This window comes from Micromonospora sp. GCM10011541, assembly GCF_042650725.1.
In the GTDB taxonomy this organism is placed as follows: Bacteria; Actinomycetota; Actinomycetes; order Mycobacteriales; family Micromonosporaceae; genus Micromonospora; species Micromonospora sicca.
In genome coordinates this window covers 34,215-52,302 of sequence record NZ_JBHSBP010000010.1, presented here as the reverse complement: position 1 = coordinate 52,302, position 18,088 = coordinate 34,215, and the positions used below count along the sequence as shown (strand labels likewise).

At 73.0% G+C, this 18,088-nt stretch carries 16 protein-coding genes; 13 read left to right on the top strand and 3 right to left on the bottom strand.

Going from position 1 to position 18,088, the window contains the following annotated elements; translation table 11 throughout:
- Positions 1-68: 68 nt before the first annotated feature.
- The 6 genes from ACFOYX_RS04640 to ACFOYX_RS04615 all read left to right on the top strand — a co-directional run bounded on the left by ACFOYX_RS04640 (position 69) and on the right by ACFOYX_RS04615 (position 6,239).
- Complete coding sequence (locus ACFOYX_RS04640) at positions 69-947, top strand: transglycosylase SLT domain-containing protein (protein ID WP_322442084.1); 879 nt, start codon at positions 69-71, stop codon at positions 945-947.
- A gap of 132 nt (positions 948-1,079) precedes the next feature.
- A complete protein-coding gene (locus ACFOYX_RS04635; RefSeq protein WP_109800057.1) occupies positions 1,080-1,595 on the top strand; it encodes a MarR family winged helix-turn-helix transcriptional regulator in 516 nt (171 codons plus the stop codon).
- A gap of 4 nt (positions 1,596-1,599) precedes the next feature.
- Entirely contained in the window at positions 1,600-3,267 is a 1,668-nt protein-coding gene (locus ACFOYX_RS04630) for a CocE/NonD family hydrolase (RefSeq protein ID WP_322442085.1), read from the top strand.
- Positions 3,268-3,423: 156 nt separating this feature from the next.
- Complete coding sequence (locus tag ACFOYX_RS04625; protein ID WP_109800056.1) at positions 3,424-4,290, top strand: hypothetical protein; 867 nt, start codon at positions 3,424-3,426, stop codon at positions 4,288-4,290.
- A gap of 90 nt (positions 4,291-4,380) precedes the next feature.
- Positions 4,381-4,956: a metalloregulator ArsR/SmtB family transcription factor gene (locus ACFOYX_RS04620; RefSeq protein WP_322442086.1), complete on the top strand. Its 576-nt coding sequence runs from the start codon at positions 4,381-4,383 to the stop codon at positions 4,954-4,956.
- A complete protein-coding gene (locus tag ACFOYX_RS04615; protein ID WP_322442087.1) occupies positions 4,953-6,239 on the top strand; it encodes an MFS transporter in 1,287 nt (428 codons plus the stop codon). Before ACFOYX_RS04620 ends, ACFOYX_RS04615 begins: the two co-directional genes overlap by 4 nt.
- A gap of 49 nt (positions 6,240-6,288) precedes the next feature.
- Here ACFOYX_RS04615 and ACFOYX_RS04610 read toward each other — a convergent pair whose 3' ends face one another.
- A complete protein-coding gene (locus tag ACFOYX_RS04610; protein WP_007462771.1) occupies positions 6,289-6,492 on the bottom strand; it encodes a cold-shock protein in 204 nt (67 codons plus the stop codon).
- A gap of 171 nt (positions 6,493-6,663) precedes the next feature.
- Between ACFOYX_RS04610 and ACFOYX_RS04605 the strand changes: the two genes are divergently transcribed.
- Together ACFOYX_RS04605 and ACFOYX_RS04600 are read left to right on the top strand one after the other, a co-directional pair.
- Entirely contained in the window at positions 6,664-7,350 is a 687-nt protein-coding gene (locus tag ACFOYX_RS04605; RefSeq protein WP_322442088.1) for a 50S ribosomal protein L11 methyltransferase, read from the top strand.
- Positions 7,351-7,449: 99 nt separating this feature from the next.
- Complete coding sequence (locus tag ACFOYX_RS04600; protein WP_322442089.1) at positions 7,450-8,073, top strand: VTT domain-containing protein; 624 nt, start codon at positions 7,450-7,452, stop codon at positions 8,071-8,073.
- A gap of 105 nt (positions 8,074-8,178) precedes the next feature.
- Here ACFOYX_RS04600 and ACFOYX_RS04595 read toward each other — a convergent pair whose 3' ends face one another.
- Positions 8,179-8,832 (bottom strand): MBL fold metallo-hydrolase, encoded by a 654-nt coding sequence (locus ACFOYX_RS04595; protein ID WP_322442090.1) that lies wholly within the window; start codon positions 8,830-8,832, stop codon positions 8,179-8,181.
- A 7-nt stretch (positions 8,833-8,839) separates the two neighbouring features.
- Positions 8,840-9,556, bottom strand: coding sequence for a maleylpyruvate isomerase family mycothiol-dependent enzyme (locus tag ACFOYX_RS04590; protein ID WP_322442091.1), 717 nt, complete (start codon positions 9,554-9,556; stop codon positions 8,840-8,842).
- A gap of 179 nt (positions 9,557-9,735) precedes the next feature.
- Between ACFOYX_RS04590 and rsgA the strand changes: the two genes are divergently transcribed.
- The 5 genes from rsgA to ACFOYX_RS04565 all read left to right on the top strand — a co-directional run bounded on the left by rsgA (position 9,736) and on the right by ACFOYX_RS04565 (position 18,036).
- Positions 9,736-10,815, top strand: a complete 1,080-nt coding sequence (gene rsgA / locus ACFOYX_RS04585) for a ribosome small subunit-dependent GTPase A (RefSeq protein WP_322442092.1) — start codon at positions 9,736-9,738, stop codon at positions 10,813-10,815.
- Between the two features lie 196 nt (positions 10,816-11,011).
- Positions 11,012-13,957 (top strand): excinuclease ABC subunit UvrA, encoded by a 2,946-nt coding sequence (gene uvrA / locus ACFOYX_RS04580; protein WP_322442093.1) that lies wholly within the window; start codon positions 11,012-11,014, stop codon positions 13,955-13,957.
- Between the two features lie 154 nt (positions 13,958-14,111).
- Complete coding sequence (locus ACFOYX_RS04575) at positions 14,112-14,600, top strand: Rieske (2Fe-2S) protein (protein ID WP_322442094.1); 489 nt, start codon at positions 14,112-14,114, stop codon at positions 14,598-14,600.
- A 153-nt stretch (positions 14,601-14,753) separates the two neighbouring features.
- The gene (gene uvrC / locus ACFOYX_RS04570) at positions 14,754-16,691 is read left to right on the top strand and encodes an excinuclease ABC subunit UvrC (protein WP_322442095.1); all 1,938 of its coding nucleotides are present in this window, start codon (positions 14,754-14,756) and stop codon (positions 16,689-16,691) included.
- Between the two features lie 688 nt (positions 16,692-17,379).
- Positions 17,380-18,036 (top strand): C39 family peptidase, encoded by a 657-nt coding sequence (locus ACFOYX_RS04565; protein WP_322442096.1) that lies wholly within the window; start codon positions 17,380-17,382, stop codon positions 18,034-18,036.
- Positions 18,037-18,088: the final 52 nt, after the last annotated feature.

The window sequence follows — 18,088 nt, the reverse complement described above, 5'->3', positions numbered from 1 at the left end:
TCGTCGGGTCCCCGCGACCCGGCCGGTCCTTGCTAAGGTCCGGCCGACAGCCACGGGGGAGGGGTCGGATGCGTCGAGGGATGAGCCGGATGGGCGCCGCGATGGTGGCCGGACTGCTGCTGGCCGCCGGGATCACCGGGTGCGGCGGCGCGGAACCCGAGCCCCGGGAGCTGGCCGCGCCGGTCGCGCTGCCGACGGACGAGTCCGTCGAGGCGCCGGCCGACCAGCCGAGCGAGGCGCCGCCGGGGGTCGAGGCGATGGGCGTGGCGCCCAGCGTCAAGGCCAGCCCGACCGCCGGCCCGACGGCGAAGCCGAAGCCGAAGCCCACCCGGACGGCGGCGGGACCGCTCACCACCCCGAAGCCGCCCACCGAGACGCGGGTCCCGCCGCCCCCGCCGAAGCCGGCACCGAGCGGCTGTCAGCCCACCTACAAGGGCACCCAGGCGACCCGCAGCCAGGTCAAGGCGGCGCTCGGCGACGCCGCCGCCCGCACCTACTGGCCGACCTCCGCGCCGGACATCGCCATCCCGCTCAGTCTGCTCAAGGCGACCGCCTGGCAGGAGAGCGGCTGGCAGTCCAACATCGTCGCCTGCGACGGCGGGATCGGGCTGATGCAGATCATGCCGGCCACCGCGGACTGGATGAACCAGCGCTTCGGCCAGTCGTACGACATCGGCGACTACCGGGACAATGCCTACCTCGGCGCCAACTACCTGGCCTGGCTGACGAAGTACATCGGCGACATGTACTTCGAGTCCGACTACCGGCTGGACGCCTCGCTCTGCACCGACGAGCTGAACTCCTGCCTGCTCAACGCGATCATCTCGGCGTACAACTACGGGCACAACGCGGTGGCCCGGGAGGGCGAGCCGCTGACCATCCCCAACCCGCAGTACGTGCGCAACGTGCGGGCGCTGATGACCGAGTGCGTCTGCCTGACCTACTGACCTGACCGATGCGGACGAGGTGACGGCAGCTCCCAACGCGAGCATCTTGACCGGCGAGATTGTCGGCGGCGTTCTATGCTGCTGTCCCGGCCTGTTCGACAGGGGAATCGACAAGACGTGGCAGCGCACGGCATGTACCGGCGGCGGGACGACCCGCGCGGGCGGCTGGTCTCCGACATCGCCGACGACCTGCGGCGTTACTCCGTGGACGCGCAGCACGTCGGGCACGCCTTCGCCGCCCTGCACGGGCTCAACGCCACCGACCTGCAGGCGCTGATCGCCGTGATGGACGCCGAGCTGGCCGGCGACCCGATCACCCCCGGCCGGCTGGGGGAGCAGCTCAACCTCTCCTCCGGCTCGGTCACCGCCCTGATCGACCGGCTGGAGCGGGCCGGACACATCCGGCGTGACCGGGACACCGCCGACCGGCGCAAGGTCTTCCTGCACCACGCCGACCGGGGCGCCGCCCTGGCGACGGAGTTCTTCCAGCCGCTCGGCGCGCGGACCGACCAGGTGGTGGCCCGGTTCAGCGACGAGGAGCTGGCGGTGGTCCACCGGTTCATGACCGAGATGCGCGCCTCCCTGCGCGAACACCGCGACGCGGTGCGGGCCGCCCGCCCGGAGTCGCCGCCCCGGACCGCGGACTGACGACGTGCTCGACCGGCTCGCCACCCGACTCGCCACCGCGGTGCTGCGGTTGCCGGCCGCCCGGAGCCGGCGGGTGACCGTGACCCGGGACATCCCGGTCCGGGTCCGCGACGGGGTGACGCTCCGCGCCGACCACTACGCCCCGAACCTGCCCGGCGCGCCCACCGTGCTGATTCGTACGCCGTACGGGCGGGGCGGGCCGGTGCGGCTGCTCGGCCGGCTCGCCGCCGAACGCGGCTTCCACGTGGTCATCCAGTCCTGCCGGGGCACGTACGGCTCGGGCGGGCAGTTCGCGCCGCTGGTGCACGAACGCGACGACGGCCTGGACACCGTCGAGTGGCTGCGCCGGCAGCGCTGGTGGTCCGGGGCGTTCGGCATGTTCGGCGCCAGCTACCAGGGCTTCGTGCAGTGGGCCGTCGCCGCCGAGGCGGCTGACGAGCTGAGGGCGATGGTCGCGGTGGTGACGGCGTCGGGCACCCGCGACTCGACCTACGCGGGCGAGTCGTTCGCCCTGGACACGGTGCTGACCTGGGCGGAGCTGCTGCAGGCGCAGACCGTGCCGTGGCTGGCCCGGCAGTGGGAACTCAAGCGGGGGCAGCCCCGGCTGACCGCGGCGCTGGCCCACCTGCCGCTGGCCGAGGCCGACCGGATCGCCACCGGCGTCACCGTGCCCTTCTTCCAGGAATGGCTGCGCCACCACACGCCGGACGCCGACTACTGGCGGTCCCGGGTTTTCGGCGACCGGATCGCCGAGGTGCGCGCGCCGGTGGCGATGATCAGCGGCTGGCACGACATCTTCCTCCCCGCCCAGCTCGACGACTACGCCGCGCTGCGGGCCGCCGGCGCCCACCCGCGACTGACCGTCGGACCGTGGACCCACGGCAGCCCCGGGCTCTTCGTGGCCGCCCTGCGGGACGGCCTCGACTGGCTCGACGAGCACCTGGCCGGCCGCCCGGGCGCGCGTACCGCGCCGGTGCGGGTGCACGTCGGTGGAGCAGGCGGCGGCTGGCGGGACCTGCCCCACTGGCCGCCGCCGGCCGCGTCGACCCGCTGGCACCTGTACGCCGGGGGCGCCCTCGCGAAGGACCCACCGGCCCCGTCCGCGCCGGACCGGATCTGGTACGACCCGGCCGACCCGACGCCGTCGCTCGGCGGTCCGCTCCTGGTCGCCCAGCGGGCCGGCGCGGTGGACAACCGGCCCGCGGAGGCCCGGCCGGACGTGCTGACCTACACCAGCCCCCCGCTCGACGCGCCGGTGGAGGTGGTCGGCCCGGTCCACGCCGAGATCCACGTCCGCAGTGAACTGTCCTACCTGGACGTCTTCGTGCGGCTCTGCGACGTGGACCGCCGGGGAAGATCCTGGAACGTCTGCGACGGCCTGGTCCGCGTGGCGCCGGGCCGCTTCCCGACCGGTCCGTCCGGCGTGGTGCGGGTGCCGGTGACCCTCTGGCCGACCGCACACCGGTTCGCCCTCGGGCACCGGTTGCGGGTCCAGGTCTCCGGCGGCGCCCATCCCCGGTACGCGCGCAACCCGGGCACCGGTGAACCGCTCGGTACGGCAGTGACGCTGCGTGCCGGGGGCCGGGAGATCCTGCACGATCCGGAGCATCCGTCAGCGATCATCCTGCCGCTCCTCGACCTCGGTCCACAGTCTTCTCTCAGTTCCAGATAGTGCCTCTGACCTGGGCAAACTGGTGAACGACCAGATATGGTCGGGTCAACTGCCCGGTGCCGTGCAGCACTCGCCGGGCGCATCCCCGGATCACCCCGCCGCCTACGCGGTGTGATCACCGTGCCCGGCCGCGAACGATCGGGAGGGGGGCACCCCATGACGCGGGCTCCGGCGAACCTGTTGGCGGTACGCACTCTGCTGCTCAGTCATCTGAACGTCGATCCGAACGTCGTACGGCCGGAGGACCTGGAGCCCGCGGAGGTCGGCATCGTCGGCGACCCCAGCCACCGCGGCGGCTATCACTGCGGTTCCGACCGGGTCGTGGCGAACGACTACTCCGTGGTGGAGTCCAGCCGGGACTCCTCCGGTCTCACCCTCGACGCGGCCGCCCTGGACGTCGGCACCTTCCAGGTCTCGGCGGGCGGTCGCGCCCACAACCTCTACACGTTCTCCACCTGGTGCGTGGCGGAGTGCGTCGCCGGCGCCCCGGACACCGGGGACCTCCGGGAGATCATCTACTCGCCGGACGGCGCCGTGGTGCGGCGGTGGGACCGGCTCGGCAAGCGCAGCACCGGCGACAGTTCCCACCTGTTCCACACCCACTTCAGCTTCTTCCGCGACTCGATCAAGGCGAACCGGGACCAGACCCCGCTGTTCCGCCGCTACCTGACCAGCATCGGACTCCTGGAGGACGACATGAGCGCCGCGGCTGAGAGCCAGATCGCCAACCTCTACTCCGCCATGTTCTACGGCGGGCCGAGCATGGGGCGGAGCGTCGACCCGGACGGATCCGGGCCCCAGTCGGCCAGCAACAGCGTGGTGGCCAAGCTCGACTATCTGATGCTGCGGGTGGACGCGCTCGGCGTCGCGCTGACCAACCTGGCCAACAGGGACTTCACCAACGAGGAGGCGATCATCGCCGGCGTGCTCGCCGGGCTCACCCCGGAGAAGATCGCGGCGGCGCTCCCGCCCACCATCGCCAAGGACGTCGCCGACGAGATGGCCCGCCGGCTGGCCGCCTGACGGAGCGCGCCACCGGCCGGGCCCGATCCGGCAACGACAGTTCCGCAATAGTTATTGCGTAACTGTCGTTGCTGGTGTCAGGGTGGCCGTATGCCCAACCCCGACGTCCGACAGGTGACCGACTCCCGCGTCCTCGCCGCGCTCGCCCACCCGCTCCGCCGCCGCCTGATGGACGTGCTCAAGGTGCACGGCCCGGCGACGGTCGGCCTGCTCGCCGAGCGGACCGGCCAGGCGCCGGCGAATATCAGCCACCACCTCAAGGTGCTGGCGAGCGCCGACCTCGTCGCCGAGGCGCCCGAGCTGGCCCGGGATCGCCGGGAGCGGTGGTGGCGCCTGCAGAGCCGCGGGGTGCGCTGGTCCAACAGCGACTTCGACGCCGACCCCGCCGCCCGGGCGGTCGCCGACGCCGCGACCTCGCTCAACCTGGACCGACAGGCCGCCCTCGCCCGCGCCTGGCACGCCGCGCCCGACGAGGCCCAGGCCGCCTGGGGCGACGGGCCCTTCTCCACCGACCGCTGGCTGCACCTCACTCCGGAGGAGCTGGCCGAGCTGGGGCGCGAGGTGATCGACCTGTTCGCCCGCTGGGCGGACCGGGAGGTTCCCGACGACGGTCGGCGGCGCGAGCCGGTCTTCCTGTTCGCGCACGGCATCCCGGCGCAGCCGTGAGCGCGCCGACGACGAGCCGACTGCCCGACCCGCCGGTACGCCCACGCGGAGGGCTGTTCCGGCACCGGGACTTCCGGCTGCTCTGGACCGGGCAGGCCGTGAGCAGCATCGGCAGCAACGTGACCACCGTGGCGCTGCCACTGGTCGCGCTGGCCGTGCTGGACGCGACCACCTTCCAGGTCGCGGTCCTCACCGCCGCGGCGTGGCTGCCCTGGCTGCTGGTCGGCCTGCCGGCCGGAGCCTGGGTCGACCGGCTGCGCCGCCGCCCGGTGCTGATCGTCTGCGACCTGGTGTCGGCCCTGCTGTTCCTCAGCGTCCCGGTGGCCGCCGTGCTCGGGGTGCTCACCATCGGCCAGTTGCTGGCCGTGGCGCTCGGCGCCGGCCTGGCCCGGGTCTTCTTCGAGACCGCCGATCAGGCGTACCTGCCGACCCTGCTACGGCCCGAGGAGGTGCCGGAGGGCAACGCCAAGCTGCAGGCCACGCAGACTGCGAGCTATGTCGTCGGTCCGGGGCTGGCCGGCCTGGTCGCCCAGCTCGCCGGGGCGGTCACCGCCCTGCTGCTCGACGCGCTGAGCTTCCTCGTCTCCGCCGCCTGCCTGGGGCGGATCCGCACGGTCGAGCGTCCGGTGCCGCGCCCCGACGGGCCCCCGTCGCTGCGCCGGGAGGTGGCGGCCGGGATCCGCTTCGTCGCCCGGGACCCCTACCTGCGGGTGATGACCCTCTTCGGTGCCGCCAGCAACATCGGTCTCACCGGCTACCAGGCCGTCCTGGTGGTCTTCCTGGTCCGCACGGCCGGACTGTCGCCCGGCCTGGTCGGGCTGCTGATCGGCCTGGCCAGCGTGGGCGGGATCGTCGGCGCGACCGTGGCCACGACCGTCGCCCGCCGGGTCGGCACCGCCCGCGCGATGCTGCTGGCCGCCCTGGGCAGCGGGCCACCCGCCCTGCTCATCCCGCTCACCGGGCCCGGCGTCGGGGTGGTCTGGCTGCTCCTCGGCGGAGTCGCGATCAGCCTCGCCGTCGCCGTGGGCAACGTCGTCAAGGGCAGCTTCCGGCAGACGTACACCCCGCAGGCGCTGCTCGGCCGGGTGACGGTCAGCATGCAGCTGCTCAACTACGGGACGATCCCGCTGGCGGCCGTGCTGGCCGGGGCGCTCGGCGCCGCATACGGGCCGGGCCGGGCGATCTGGGTGATGACCGGCTGGCTGGCGCTGACCCCGCTGATCCTGCTGGTCGGGCCGCTGCGGTGGCGACGCGACCTGCCGGCGGCGCCGGAGGTGGCCTGAGATGCGCTGCGGCGGCGGTCGGAAGCCGACCGCCGCCACCGGCACAGAGCTACATCGGACGGACGTTGTCCGCCTGCGGCCCCTTCTGCCCCTGGGTCACCTCGAACTCGACCTTCTGGCCCTCGTTGAGTTCCCGGTAACCACTGCTCGCGATGGCCGAGTAGTGGACGAACACGTCCGGGCCTCCGCCGTCCTGCTCGATGAAGCCGAAGCCCTTTTCCGAGTTGAACCACTTGACCGTGCCGGTTGCCATGCAATCTCTCCCTGTTCAAAGCGGGTGAACACCGGCCGCGCGGCCGGGTGTTCGCCCTGTACCACCCTGACAGTAGCGGTCCGGGCCGCAATCCGCTGCCGGAAGTGCCGGCGCGCCCTCGAAATCCGCTCGCGGAGCGGGAAATCCACCCGGTCCCGGCCGACCCGGGGCATGCTTGCCCCGGTGAGGGAACGCGCGGCACTGGCCGACCTGGAACGGGAGATCGCCGTGCCCGGCTCCGGTCTGGACCGGCTGCAGCTGGTGGAGACCCCGTTCGTGCCCGAGGTGCGGCTGCACTTGGCCGAGGACGCGATCGTCTGGTGGGCCCGGATGGAGGCGGCGGCGGGTCACCCCCTGCCGCCGCCGTACTGGGCCTCCGCCTGGGCCGGCGGGCAGGCCCTCGCCCGCCACCTGCTCGACCACCCCGAGCTGGCCGCCGGCCGTCGGGTGCTCGACCTGGCCGCCGGGTCGGGGCTGGTGGCCATCGCCGCCGCGCTCGCCGGCGCCGACCAGGTGGTCGCCAACGACATCGACCCGTACGCCGTCGCGGCGGTCACCGTCAACGCGCGAGCCAACCGGGTGGTCGTTGCCGCCAGCGCCGACGACCTGCTCGACTCCACGGTGACCGCCGACCTGCTGGTGGCCGGGGACATCCTCTACGACGCCGCGCTGGCCGAGCGGGTGCTGCCGTTCCTGCAGCGGGCCGCCGCCCGCGGCGCCGAGGTGCTGGTCGGCGACCCCGACCGGGGGCACCTGCCGCTGGGGCGGCTGAAGGTGGTGGCCAGCTATCCGGTGCCCACCACCGAGCCGTCCGTGGACTCCCCGGTGCGTCGGGTGCAGGTGCTGCGCCCGGCCTGACCGTCGACGCGAGTCGGGGTCGACCCCGAGTCGGGATCAGGGGCCGGTGGGGGATCGGACCCGATGTGCGCAGGGTCGGGGCGGCCATAGCGTACGGGCATGACGGATCTGCTGGCCCAGTTCGGTGAGCTGCCCACCGCCCTGCTGATGAGCGCGCTCGGGATGGTCATGCTCGCCGACGCCGTACCGCTGCTCGGCGTGCTGGTGCCCGGCGACGCCGCGGTGCTGGCCGCGGTCGGCGCCGGCCGGCCCGCGACCGGGCTGGCGACCGTGGCGGCGGTGGTGGCCGGCTGCCTCGCCGGTTGGTCGCTCAGCTTCCTCGCCGGTCGGCGCTGGGGCGACCGGCTGCGGCACAGCCGGGTGGGCGGCTGGATCGGCGAGTCGCGGTGGGCGGCGGCCGAGGTGATCCTGCGCCGCGGCGGCGGCCGGATGGTGCTGGTCGCGCCGTTCCTGCCGGTGTTCAACGCGCTGCTGCCGCTGGCCGCGGGCGGGCTGCGGATGTCCTACCGGCGATTCGCGGCCTGCGCCGCGCTCGGCGCGACGGCCTGGGCGGGCCTGTACGTGCTGCTCGGCACCGTCGCCCGGGCGTTGGCCGGGCTGCTGCCCGGGGCGCCGAACCCGACCGTGCTGACCATGGCGGTCGGCCTGCTGCTCGCCGGTCCGGTGCTGCTGGGCACCCGGCACCGGCTCCGCGCGTTGGCCGCGATGGGCACGTCCGCCTGACCGGCCACGCCGGCGACGGGGGCCGGCGGTGGCCGCGGCGCGCGGCCACCGTCGGGGTCGGACCGGCGGCCGGTACGGGCGGTCGGGCCCGCACCGGCGGGGGACTCACCAGCCCCGGGCGCGCCACTGGGGCACCGAGGGACGCTCCGCGCCGAGGGTGCTGTCCTTGCCGTGGCCCGGGTAGAACCAGGTCTCGTCCGGCAGCCGGTCGAAGAGCTTGTGCTCGACGTCGTCGATGAGCTGCCCGAACCGCTCCGGGTCCTGGTCGGTGTTGCCGACCCCGCCGGGGAAGAGACTGTCGCCGGTGAACAGGTGCGGGGTGCCGGCCGGGTCGCGGTAGAGCAGCGCGATCGAGCCGGGGGTGTGCCCCTTGAGATGGATGACCTCCAGCGAACAGCCGCCGACCGCGACGGTGTCGCCGTCGGTGAGCGTCTCCGCGTCGATCGGCAGCCCGTCGGCGTCGTCGGCGTGCACCAGCGGGCGGGCGCCGGTCTTGACGACCACCTCCTCCAGGGCCACCCAGTGGTCCATGTGCCGATGCGTGGTGACCACCGCGGCCAGCCCGCCGTCGCCGACCAGTTCGACCAGCCGGGGCGCCTCGTTGGCGGCGTCGATCAGTACCTGCTCGCCGGTGTCCCGGCAGCGCAGCAGGTAGGCGTTGTTGTCCATCGGGCCCACCGACACCTTGGTGATGGTGAGCCGGTCGAGCTCACGGACGGCCGGCGCACCGCCGGACGTGACGTCTCCGCTGTAGGTCATGGGTCTGCTATATCCATTCCGGTGGGGTCGGCAGGGGACCGTCGGGGGTGACGGCGAGCACCTCGCCCGCGCTGCGTCCGATCAGCCAGGCGGCGAGTTCGGGCGCCGGGCCGGTGATGGTGGGCGCCCCGTCGGGATCGCCCACGACGAGTTCCTGGCGGACCCCGTCGAAGCGCAGCACCATGACCGGCGCCTCCGGCCGGCCGGCCAGCCCGGTGGCCACCTCGTGCAGCAGCCGCTGGGCGAACGCGTCCGGCCACTCGGCCGGCCGGTAGCCGGCGGCCAGGTCCACGTGGTGCACCTCGATCTCGCGGAGCCGACCCCAGACCAGCAGGGCCGCCGGCCACGGGCCGCGCCGCGTCTCCACGGTCGTCGCCCACGCCTCGACCGGCATCGCGTCGACCGCCTCGACGAACCGCTCCGAGCTGCGCCGCAGGTCGTCCAGGAGGGCGGCGGGCGGGCGATCGGCGCCGGCCTCGATGTCGGCGGTACGGGCGTCCGCGCTGGCGTACATCGGGATCTGCTCGCCGGTGCGCGCGGCGGTGAGCAGGTTGACGAAGCCGTCGGCGTTTCGGGCCAGGTGGGTCAGCACGTGTCCCCGGGTCCAGCCCGGGAGCAGGGATGGGGCGGCGACGTCCGCGGCGTCGAAGGCTGCCACGGTATGCAGCAGCCGGGCCCTGGCGTCGTCCACCTCGCCGGTCAGCAGGAGCGGATCGGTGGTCACGCGTCGACCCTAGCGGTCCGGCGCCCCGCCGTCGCCGTGGAAATCGCTTTCGGCGCGTCGGCGCGCCACCTACCGTCGGCCTGGAACGCGGCACCGGACGTCGGAGGAGGTGGTGGTGATCATGCCGGTCGTAGCGCGCGTGTTTTGCCAGGTACCGCCTCGACACCGATGAGGATGCCATGACCATGGATCTGACCGCCCTCGGCTGGGACGCCGGCTGGGCGGCACACGTACGACGGGGCAGCGACCACCGGCCGGGCCGGGTGGCCCGGGTCGACCGGGGGGTCTGCACCGTGCTCTGCGCCGACGGCCCGGTCCGGGCCAGCCTGGGCGGCGGGGTCCTGGCCGCCGCCGCCCGGGACCTGAGCGCGCTGCCCTGCGCGGGCGACTGGGTGCTGGTCGGCACCTGGCCCGACCGGCGGCGGACCGTCGAGGCGGTGCTGCCGCGGCGTACGGCGCTGGTCCGCCGGACCGCCGGCAAGGACGCCAGCGGGCAGCTGCTCGCCGCCAACCTCGACGCCGCCGCGGTCGTCGAGCCGGTGCACCCGACGCCGGACGTCGGCCGGATCGAGCGGGCGCTGTCCCTGGTCCACGCGTCGGGGGCCCGGCCCCTGATCGTGCTGACCAAGACGGACCTGGCCGCCGACCCGGCCGCGCTCGCCCGCCAGCTCGCCGCCGTCGCGCCCGGGGTGCCGGTGCTGCCGGTCAGCGCCGAACACGGCGTCGGGCTCGACCCGCTCCGGCCGTTCGTCGCCGCCGGGCGGACGCTCGGTCTGCTCGGGCCCTCCGGGGCCGGCAAGTCGAGCCTGGTCAACGCCCTCGCCGGGGCCGTCGTCATGCCGACCCAGGCGATCCGCCGGGTGGACGGCAAGGGGCGGCACACCACCACCTGGCGGTCGCTGGTGCCGATCCCGCGTGGGGGCGCGGTGGTGGACACCCCGGGGGTCCGGGCGGTGGGCCTGCTGGACGGGTCGGCCGGTCTGGACCGGGCCTTCGCCGACATCGTCGAGCTGGCCACCGGCTGCCGGTACGCCGACTGCGCGCACGACGGCGAGCCCGCCTGCGCCGTGCGGGAGGCGCTGGAGTGCGGGGAACTGCCGGCGCGGCGCTGGGAGAGCTGGCGCCGGCTGCAGCGGGAGGTGGCCTTCGAGAGCCGCCGCCGGGAGGTTCGGCTGGCCGCCGAGCGGCGCGGCGGCCGGCGCGGCGGCCGGCGACGGACGGGGCGTCCGGTGCCGCCCCCGTCGCCGGGCGGATTCTGAACCGGTCGACGGCGCACGCGGCCCGGATCGGGCCGGTGTGACCGGCACCTGAGCTGGGGGAATGTGCGGGCGCGGAAAGTTGTCGTACCTCGGGGCTAAAGTTGCCGAGGCGTCTCTTCTGCGCCCGCAAACCGCTCAGACTCCGCTCGGAGCGGACAGATCCGCCCCACTTTCTTCTCTCGGGAGTACACGGACCGTGGCCGATCGACTGATCATCCGTGGCGCGCGCGAGCACAACCTGCGTGACGTCAGTCTCGACCTGCCCCGGGACGCCCTGATCGTCTTCACCGGGCTCTCCGGGTCGGGCAAGTCGAGCCTGGCCTTCGACACCATCTTCGCCGAGGGCCAGCGCCGCTACGTCGAGTCGCTGTCGTCGTACGCCCGGCAGTTCCTCGGCCAGATGGACAAGCCCGACGTCGACTTCATCGAGGGCCTCAGCCCCGCGGTCTCCATCGACCAGAAGTCCACCTCGCGCAACCCGCGCTCGACCGTCGGCACCATCACCGAGGTCTACGACTACCTGCGCCTGCTCTTCGCCCGCATCGGCGAGCCGCACTGCCCGGTCTGCGGCGAGCGGATCTCCAAGCAGAGCCCGCAGCAGATCGTCGACCGGGTCCTCGCGATGGACGAGGGCACCCGGTTCATGGTGCTCGCGCCGGTGGTCCGCGGCCGCAAGGGCGAGTACGTCGACCTCTTCGCCGAGCTCCAGGCCAAGGGCTACGCCCGGGCCCGGGTCGACGGCGTGGTGCACCCGCTGACCGAGCCGCCGAAGCTCAAGAAGCAGGAGAAGCACACCATCGAGGTGGTGATCGACCGGCTCAGCGTGAAGGCGAGCGCCAAGCAGCGGCTGACCGACTCGGTGGAGGCGGCGCTCGGCCTCTCCGGCGGCCTGGTGCTGCTGGACTTCGTCGACCTGCCCGAGGACGACGCGGACCGGGAGCGCCGCTACTCCGAGCACCTGGCCTGCCCCAACGACCACCCCCTGGCGATCGAGGACCTGGAGCCCCGGGTCTTCTCCTTCAACGCGCCGTACGGCGCCTGCCCGGAGTGCACCGGCCTGGGCACCAAGAAGGAGGTCGACGCGGAGCTGGTCGTCCCCGACCCGGAGCGCACCCTGCGCGAGGGCGCCATCCAGCCCTGGGCCACCGGGCACAACCTGGAATACTTCCTCCGCCTGCTGGAGGCGCTCGGCGAGAGCCAGCACTTCGACATCGACACGCCCTGGCGGGCGCTGCCGTCGCGGGCGCAGAAGACGATCCTGCACGGCTCCGACGACCAGGTGCACGTGCGCTACCGCAACAAGTACGGCCGCGAGCGCTCCTACTACACCGGGTTCGAGGGCGTGGTGCAGTGGATCGAGCGCCGGCACACCGACACCGAGTCGGAGTGGTCGCGGGACAAGTACGAGGGCTACATGCGGGACGTGCCCTGCGCGGCCTGCGGCGGCACCCGGCTCAAGCCGGAGGTGCTCGCGGTCACGCTGGCCGGCCGGAGCATCGCCGAGGTCTGCAACCTGTCGGTGGGGGAGGCGGCCGAGCTGCTCGCCGGCATCGAGCTGACCGACCGGCAGAAGATGATCGCCGAGCGGGTGCTCAAGGAGATCAACGCCCGGCTGAAGTTCCTGCTCGACGTCGGCCTGGACTACCTCTCCCTGGACCGCGCGGCCGGCACCCTCTCCGGCGGTGAGGCGCAGCGCATCCGGCTCGCCACCCAGATCGGCTCCGGCCTGGTCGGCGTGCTCTACGTGCTGGACGAGCCGTCGATCGGCCTGCACCAGCGGGACAACCACCGGCTGATCGAGACGCTGATCCGGCTGCGCGGGCTGGGCAACACGCTGATCGTGGTCGAGCACGACGAGGACACCATCCGGGTCGCCGACTGGATCGTCGACATCGGCCCGGGCGCCGGCGAGCACGGCGGCGAGATCGTGCACAGCGGCTCGGTGCCGGCGCTGCTGGAAAACCAGGAGTCGGTCACCGGGGCGTACCTGTCGGGGCGCAAGTCGATCCCGACGCCGCGGCAGCGGCGGCCGCAGGCCCCCGGCCGGGAGCTGGTGGTGCACGGGGCGCGGGAGCACAACCTGCGCAACCTCACCGTGTCGTTCCCGCTCGGCCAGCTCATCGCGGTCACCGGGGTCAGCGGCTCCGGCAAGTCGACGCTGGTCAACGACATCCTGTACGCGGTGCTGGCCAACCAGATCAACGGCGCCCGGCTGGTCCCCGGGCGGCACACCCGGGTCACCGGCCTGGAGCACGTGGACAAGGTCGTCGGCGTCGACCAGTCGCCGATCGGCCGGACGCCGCGGTCCAACCCGGCCACCTACACCGGGGTCTGGGACCACGTCCGCAAGCTCTTCGCCGAGACCACCGAGGCGAAGGTCCGGGGGTACGGCCCGGGCCGGTTCTCGTTCAACGTCAAGGGTGGCCGCTGCGAGGCGTGCTCCGGCGACGGCACCATCAAGATCGAGATGAACTTCCTCCCGGACGTCTACGTCCCCTGCGAGGTGTGCAAGGGCGCCCGGTACAACCGGGAGACCCTGGAGGTGCACTACAAGGGCAAGACCGTCTCCGACGTGCTGGAGATGCCGATCGAGGAGGCGGCCGAGTTCTTCTCCGCCATCCCGGCCATCCACCGGCACCTGAAGACACTGGTCGACGTGGGCCTCGGCTACGTCCGGCTCGGCCAGCCCGCGCCGACGCTGTCCGGCGGTGAGGCGCAGCGGGTCAAGCTCGCCTCCGAGCTGCAGAAGCGCTCCACGGGTCGGACGGTCTACGTGCTCGACGAGCCGACCACCGGCCTGCACTTCGAGGACATCCGCAAGCTGCTGATGGTGCTCGAGGGCCTGGTCGACAAGGGCAACACGGTGATCACCATCGAGCACAACCTCGACGTGATCAAGACCGCCGACTGGCTCATCGACATGGGCCCCGAGGGCGGCCACCGGGGCGGCACGGTGCTCGCCACCGGCACCCCGGAGGAGGTCGCCGAGGTGACCGAGAGCCACACCGGCCAGTTCCTGCGCCAGGTGCTCAAGCTCGACGGCGAGCCGAAGGGCGCCAGGGCGGCCACGTCGCGGGCGGCGAAGGCCAACGGCGCGGCGACCAAGTCGCGTACCCGCAAGGTCACGGCCGGGGCGCGCTGAGCCGACGGTACGGCGGGCGGGTCGGGAAACCGGCCCGCCCGTTCGGATATCCATTTCGTGACGCGCCAGTATGAACCGTGCGGCACAGTGATCCGTGTTCCAGAAGCGTGGCCGCGGATCACGACGGGGGCGGCAGCCGAGAGAAAGGGCGGATATGAGTGACGATCAGGTGCTGACCGGGCCCGGTACGCAGACGCGCCGGGCTCTTCTCGCGGGCGCCGGCGCGGTCGGGGTGTCGGTCGCGCTGGCCGCCTGCGGCAGCGACGACGACTCCGGCGACGGGACCTCCGCCCCGACCAGCGGCGGCCCGGGCGCGACCGGCGCCGGCGACGCCGAGGGCGGCAACCGGGACACCTCCGGCCCGCTGGCCCGGACCACGGACATCCCGGTCGGGGGCGGCGCGGTGTACGCCAGCAAGGGCGTGGTGATCACCCAGCCCGAGCCGGGAACGTTCAAGGGCTTCGACCCGATCTGCACCCACCAGGGCTGCCCGGTGTCGAACGTCGACGGCGGCACCATCAACTGCACCTGCCACGGCAGCAGGTTCTCGATCACCGACGGCTCCGTGAAGCAGGGCCCGGCTACCCGTCCGCTGGCCGCCAAGAACATCAAGATCGACGGCGACCAGATCGCCCTCGCCTGACCCTTTCCTTCGCGTCACCACCGGCTCGGCGAGGGTCTCCGATCTTCCCGACCGCCGCCCCCCGACACCCTGATCCGCGTCGCCGGATGGCAGTGGGTGGGCCGCCTGTGGCGGCGGGGCCGGGTGTCGGGGGTGCGGACTAGGCTTGTTGGCGTGGCTGACCCCTCGACCTACCGTCCCGCGCCCGGCACCATTCCGGAGTCGCCAGGGGTCTACCGCTTCCGGGACGGCACCGGCCGGGTCATCTACGTCGGCAAGGCGAAGAACCTGCGCAGCCGGCTCAACTCCTACTTCGCCGACCTGTGGGGCCTGCACCAGCGCACCCAGCAGATGGTCACCACGGCCGAGTCCGTCGACTGGGTCACCGTCGGCACCGAGGTCGAGGCGCTCCAGCTCGAATACACCTGGATCAAGCAGTACGATCCGCGGTTCAACGTCCGCTACCGCGACGACAAGTCGTATCCGTACCTGGCCGTCACCCTCGACGAGGAGTACCCGCGGCTCCAGGTGATGCGGGGCGCCAAGCGCAAGGGGGTGCGCTACTTCGGGCCGTACTCGCACGCCTGGGCGATTCGCGAGACGCTCGACCTGCTGCTCCGGGTCTTCCCCGCGCGGACCTGCTCGTCCGGGGTGTTCAAGCGGGCCGGCCAGGTCGGGCGGCCCTGCCTGCTGGGTTACATCGGCAAGTGCTCCGCGCCGTGCGTCGGCAGCGTCTCCGCCGAGCAGCACCGGGACATCGTCAACGCGTTCTGCGACTTCATGGCCGGCCGCACCGATACCATGGTCCGCCGGCTCGAGCGGGAGATGACCGAGGCCAGCGAGCAACTGGAGTTCGAGCGGGCCGCCCGGCTCCGCGACGACGTCGCCGCCCTGCGGCGGGCGATGGAGAAGCAGACGGTGGTGCTCGGCGACGGCACCGACGCCGATGTGGTGGCCTTCGCCGACGATCCGCTCGAAGCCGCGGTCCAGGTCTTCCACGTCCGCGACGGCCGGGTCCGCGGCCAGCGCGGCTGGGTGGTGGAGAAGACCGAGGACCTGAGCACCGGCGACCTGGTGCACCACTTCTGCACCCAGGTCTACGGCGGGGAGCAGGGCGAGACCGATGTGCCCCGCGAGCTGCTCGTGCCCGAGCTGCCCGCCGACGCCGACGCGCTCGCCGACTGGCTCTCCACCCATCGGGGCAGCCGGGTGTCGCTGCGGGTGCCGCAGCGCGGCGACAAGAAGTCGCTGATGGAGACCGTGGAGCGCAACGCCAAGGACGCCCTCGCCCGGCACAAGCTCAGGCGGGCCGGTGACCTGACCACCCGCAGCAAGGCGCTCGACGAGATCACCGACGCGCTCGGCATGCGGACGTCGCCGCTGCGCATCGAGTGCTTCGACGTCTCCCAGATCCAGGGCACGGACGTGGTGGCCAGCATGGTCGTCTTCGAGGACGGGTTGCCCCGCAAGAGCGAATACCGGCGGTTCATCGTCCGGGGCGCCACCGACGACCTCTCCGCCATGTCCGAGGTGCTGCGCCGGCGGTTCGCCCGCTATCTGGACGTCCGTGCCGAGACGGGGGAGATCGGCGAGGAGACCGCCGGCGACCCGGACCGGTCCGGCATCGACCCGACCACCGGCCGGCCGCGCCGGTTCGCGTACCCGCCCCAACTGGTGGTGGTCGACGGCGGCGCGCCGCAGGTCGCCGCCGCCGCGCAGGCCCTCGCCGAGCTGGGCATCGACGACGTGGCGCTGTGCGGACTGGCCAAGCGGCTGGAGGAGGTCTGGCTGCCCGACGACGAGTTCCCGGTCATCCTGCCGCGCACCTCCGAGGGGCTCTACCTGCTGCAGCGGGTCCGCGACGAGGCGCACCGCTTCGCCATCACCTTCCACCGGCAGCGGCGCTCGAAGCGGATGACCGAGTCGGCGCTGGACAACATCCCCGGGCTCGGCGACATCCGGCGCAAGGCGCTGCTGCGGCACTTCGGCTCGCTCAAGCGGCTCTCCGCCGCCACCGTCGAAGAGATCACCGAGGTGCCCGGGGTGGGGAAGCGGACGGCCGAGGCGATCCAGGCCGCCCTGGACGAGGGCACCCAGACACCGCAGAGCTAGTCAGCGGTCCCGTTGGGGACGCCACCCCCGGTTCGTCGGAAGCTCCTGACCAGGCATCTTCGACTCGGCCGCCCCGAGCAGGGTTGTTCCCGCTCGCCTTTGCTCTGCTTCAGCGGAGGCAACAGTTACCGGCCGTGCCTGTTGCCCATGGTGAAGCAGAGCAAAGGGAGCGATGCGATGGTTGGCCGGCCGAGCGAGGGTGACCGTCCGTAGCTCGACGCGGGCGGCGGAACGTTGGGGCGGATATCCCTGGTGTCCGGGTCGCCCGGGCCGAGGCCAGGCCACCCCACGCACGCCTCCCGCCCGCCCGCGCAGGTGCTGTCCGGTTTGGGGTGGACCGTCCGGTGGGTGGGGGCACCCCGGCGGTGGAATGGCCGGCGGGGTCGGGGCGTTGAACATGGCATGCCACCGCGGGTCTGCCCCGGTGGTGGGGGCCGGAGCCCAGGCCGCGGGAACACCCGGCCGCCCGGCCCGGTTACATCCCCCGGAACCCCGGCCTTCCAGCCGGAACCCCGGGAGCCCGTGAGCGTGGTGGAATGCGTCGCCGGTCCGGGTCGTTACACCCCCGGACGCCCGAGCAGGCCACTGCCGCCGGGCCGATCCCCTTCAAGACTTCCCCTCTTTGCGCGGCGCGACCGCACCCCCCGTGCGGGTGTCGTGCACACCCCAAGCAGAGGAGCACGCCAACATGCGTACCGATCTGATCCGTAAGACCGCCCTGACCGCCGCCGGTCTCGCCGCCACCGCCGGTGGCATCGCCGGCCCCGCCATCGCCTCGCAGGCCACCCCGGCCGAGAAGGCCGCGCAGGTCACCACCGACCGTAAGGGCCACAGCGAGCGCGAACTCAACGTCCGTTACGAGGCGCAGCCGAACTTCTACTACTGCGGTCCGGCCGCCACCCGTAACGCCCTCTCGGTGCAGGGCAAGAACATCGACGTCGACGCCATGGCCAAGGAGATGGGCACCACCGAGGCCGGCACCAACTCCATCAACGACATCACCCCGGTCCTGAACAAGGAAACCGGCAGCAAGGACGCCTACAAGTCGGTGGAGATCCGCGAGAACAAGGCCGACGGCAAGCAGACCGACAAGCTGCGCACCGACATCGTCCACACCGTCGATGAGGGCCGCGCCGTGGTCGCCAACATCGCCGGCACCGCCGTCGACACCGACGGCAACACCCACTCCTTCGAAGGTGGGCACTACATCAGCGTCGTGGGCTACCGCGACGGCGGCCACACGGTGACCATCGCCGACTCGGCCGACCCGAACATGGCCTCCTACCGGATGAGCGTGGACAACCTCGCCGACTGGATCGCCACCCGCGGCTACACCGCCTCCTGACCCAACCAGCACCAACCCGAAAGGGCCGACCCCCACCCGGGGGCCGGCCCTT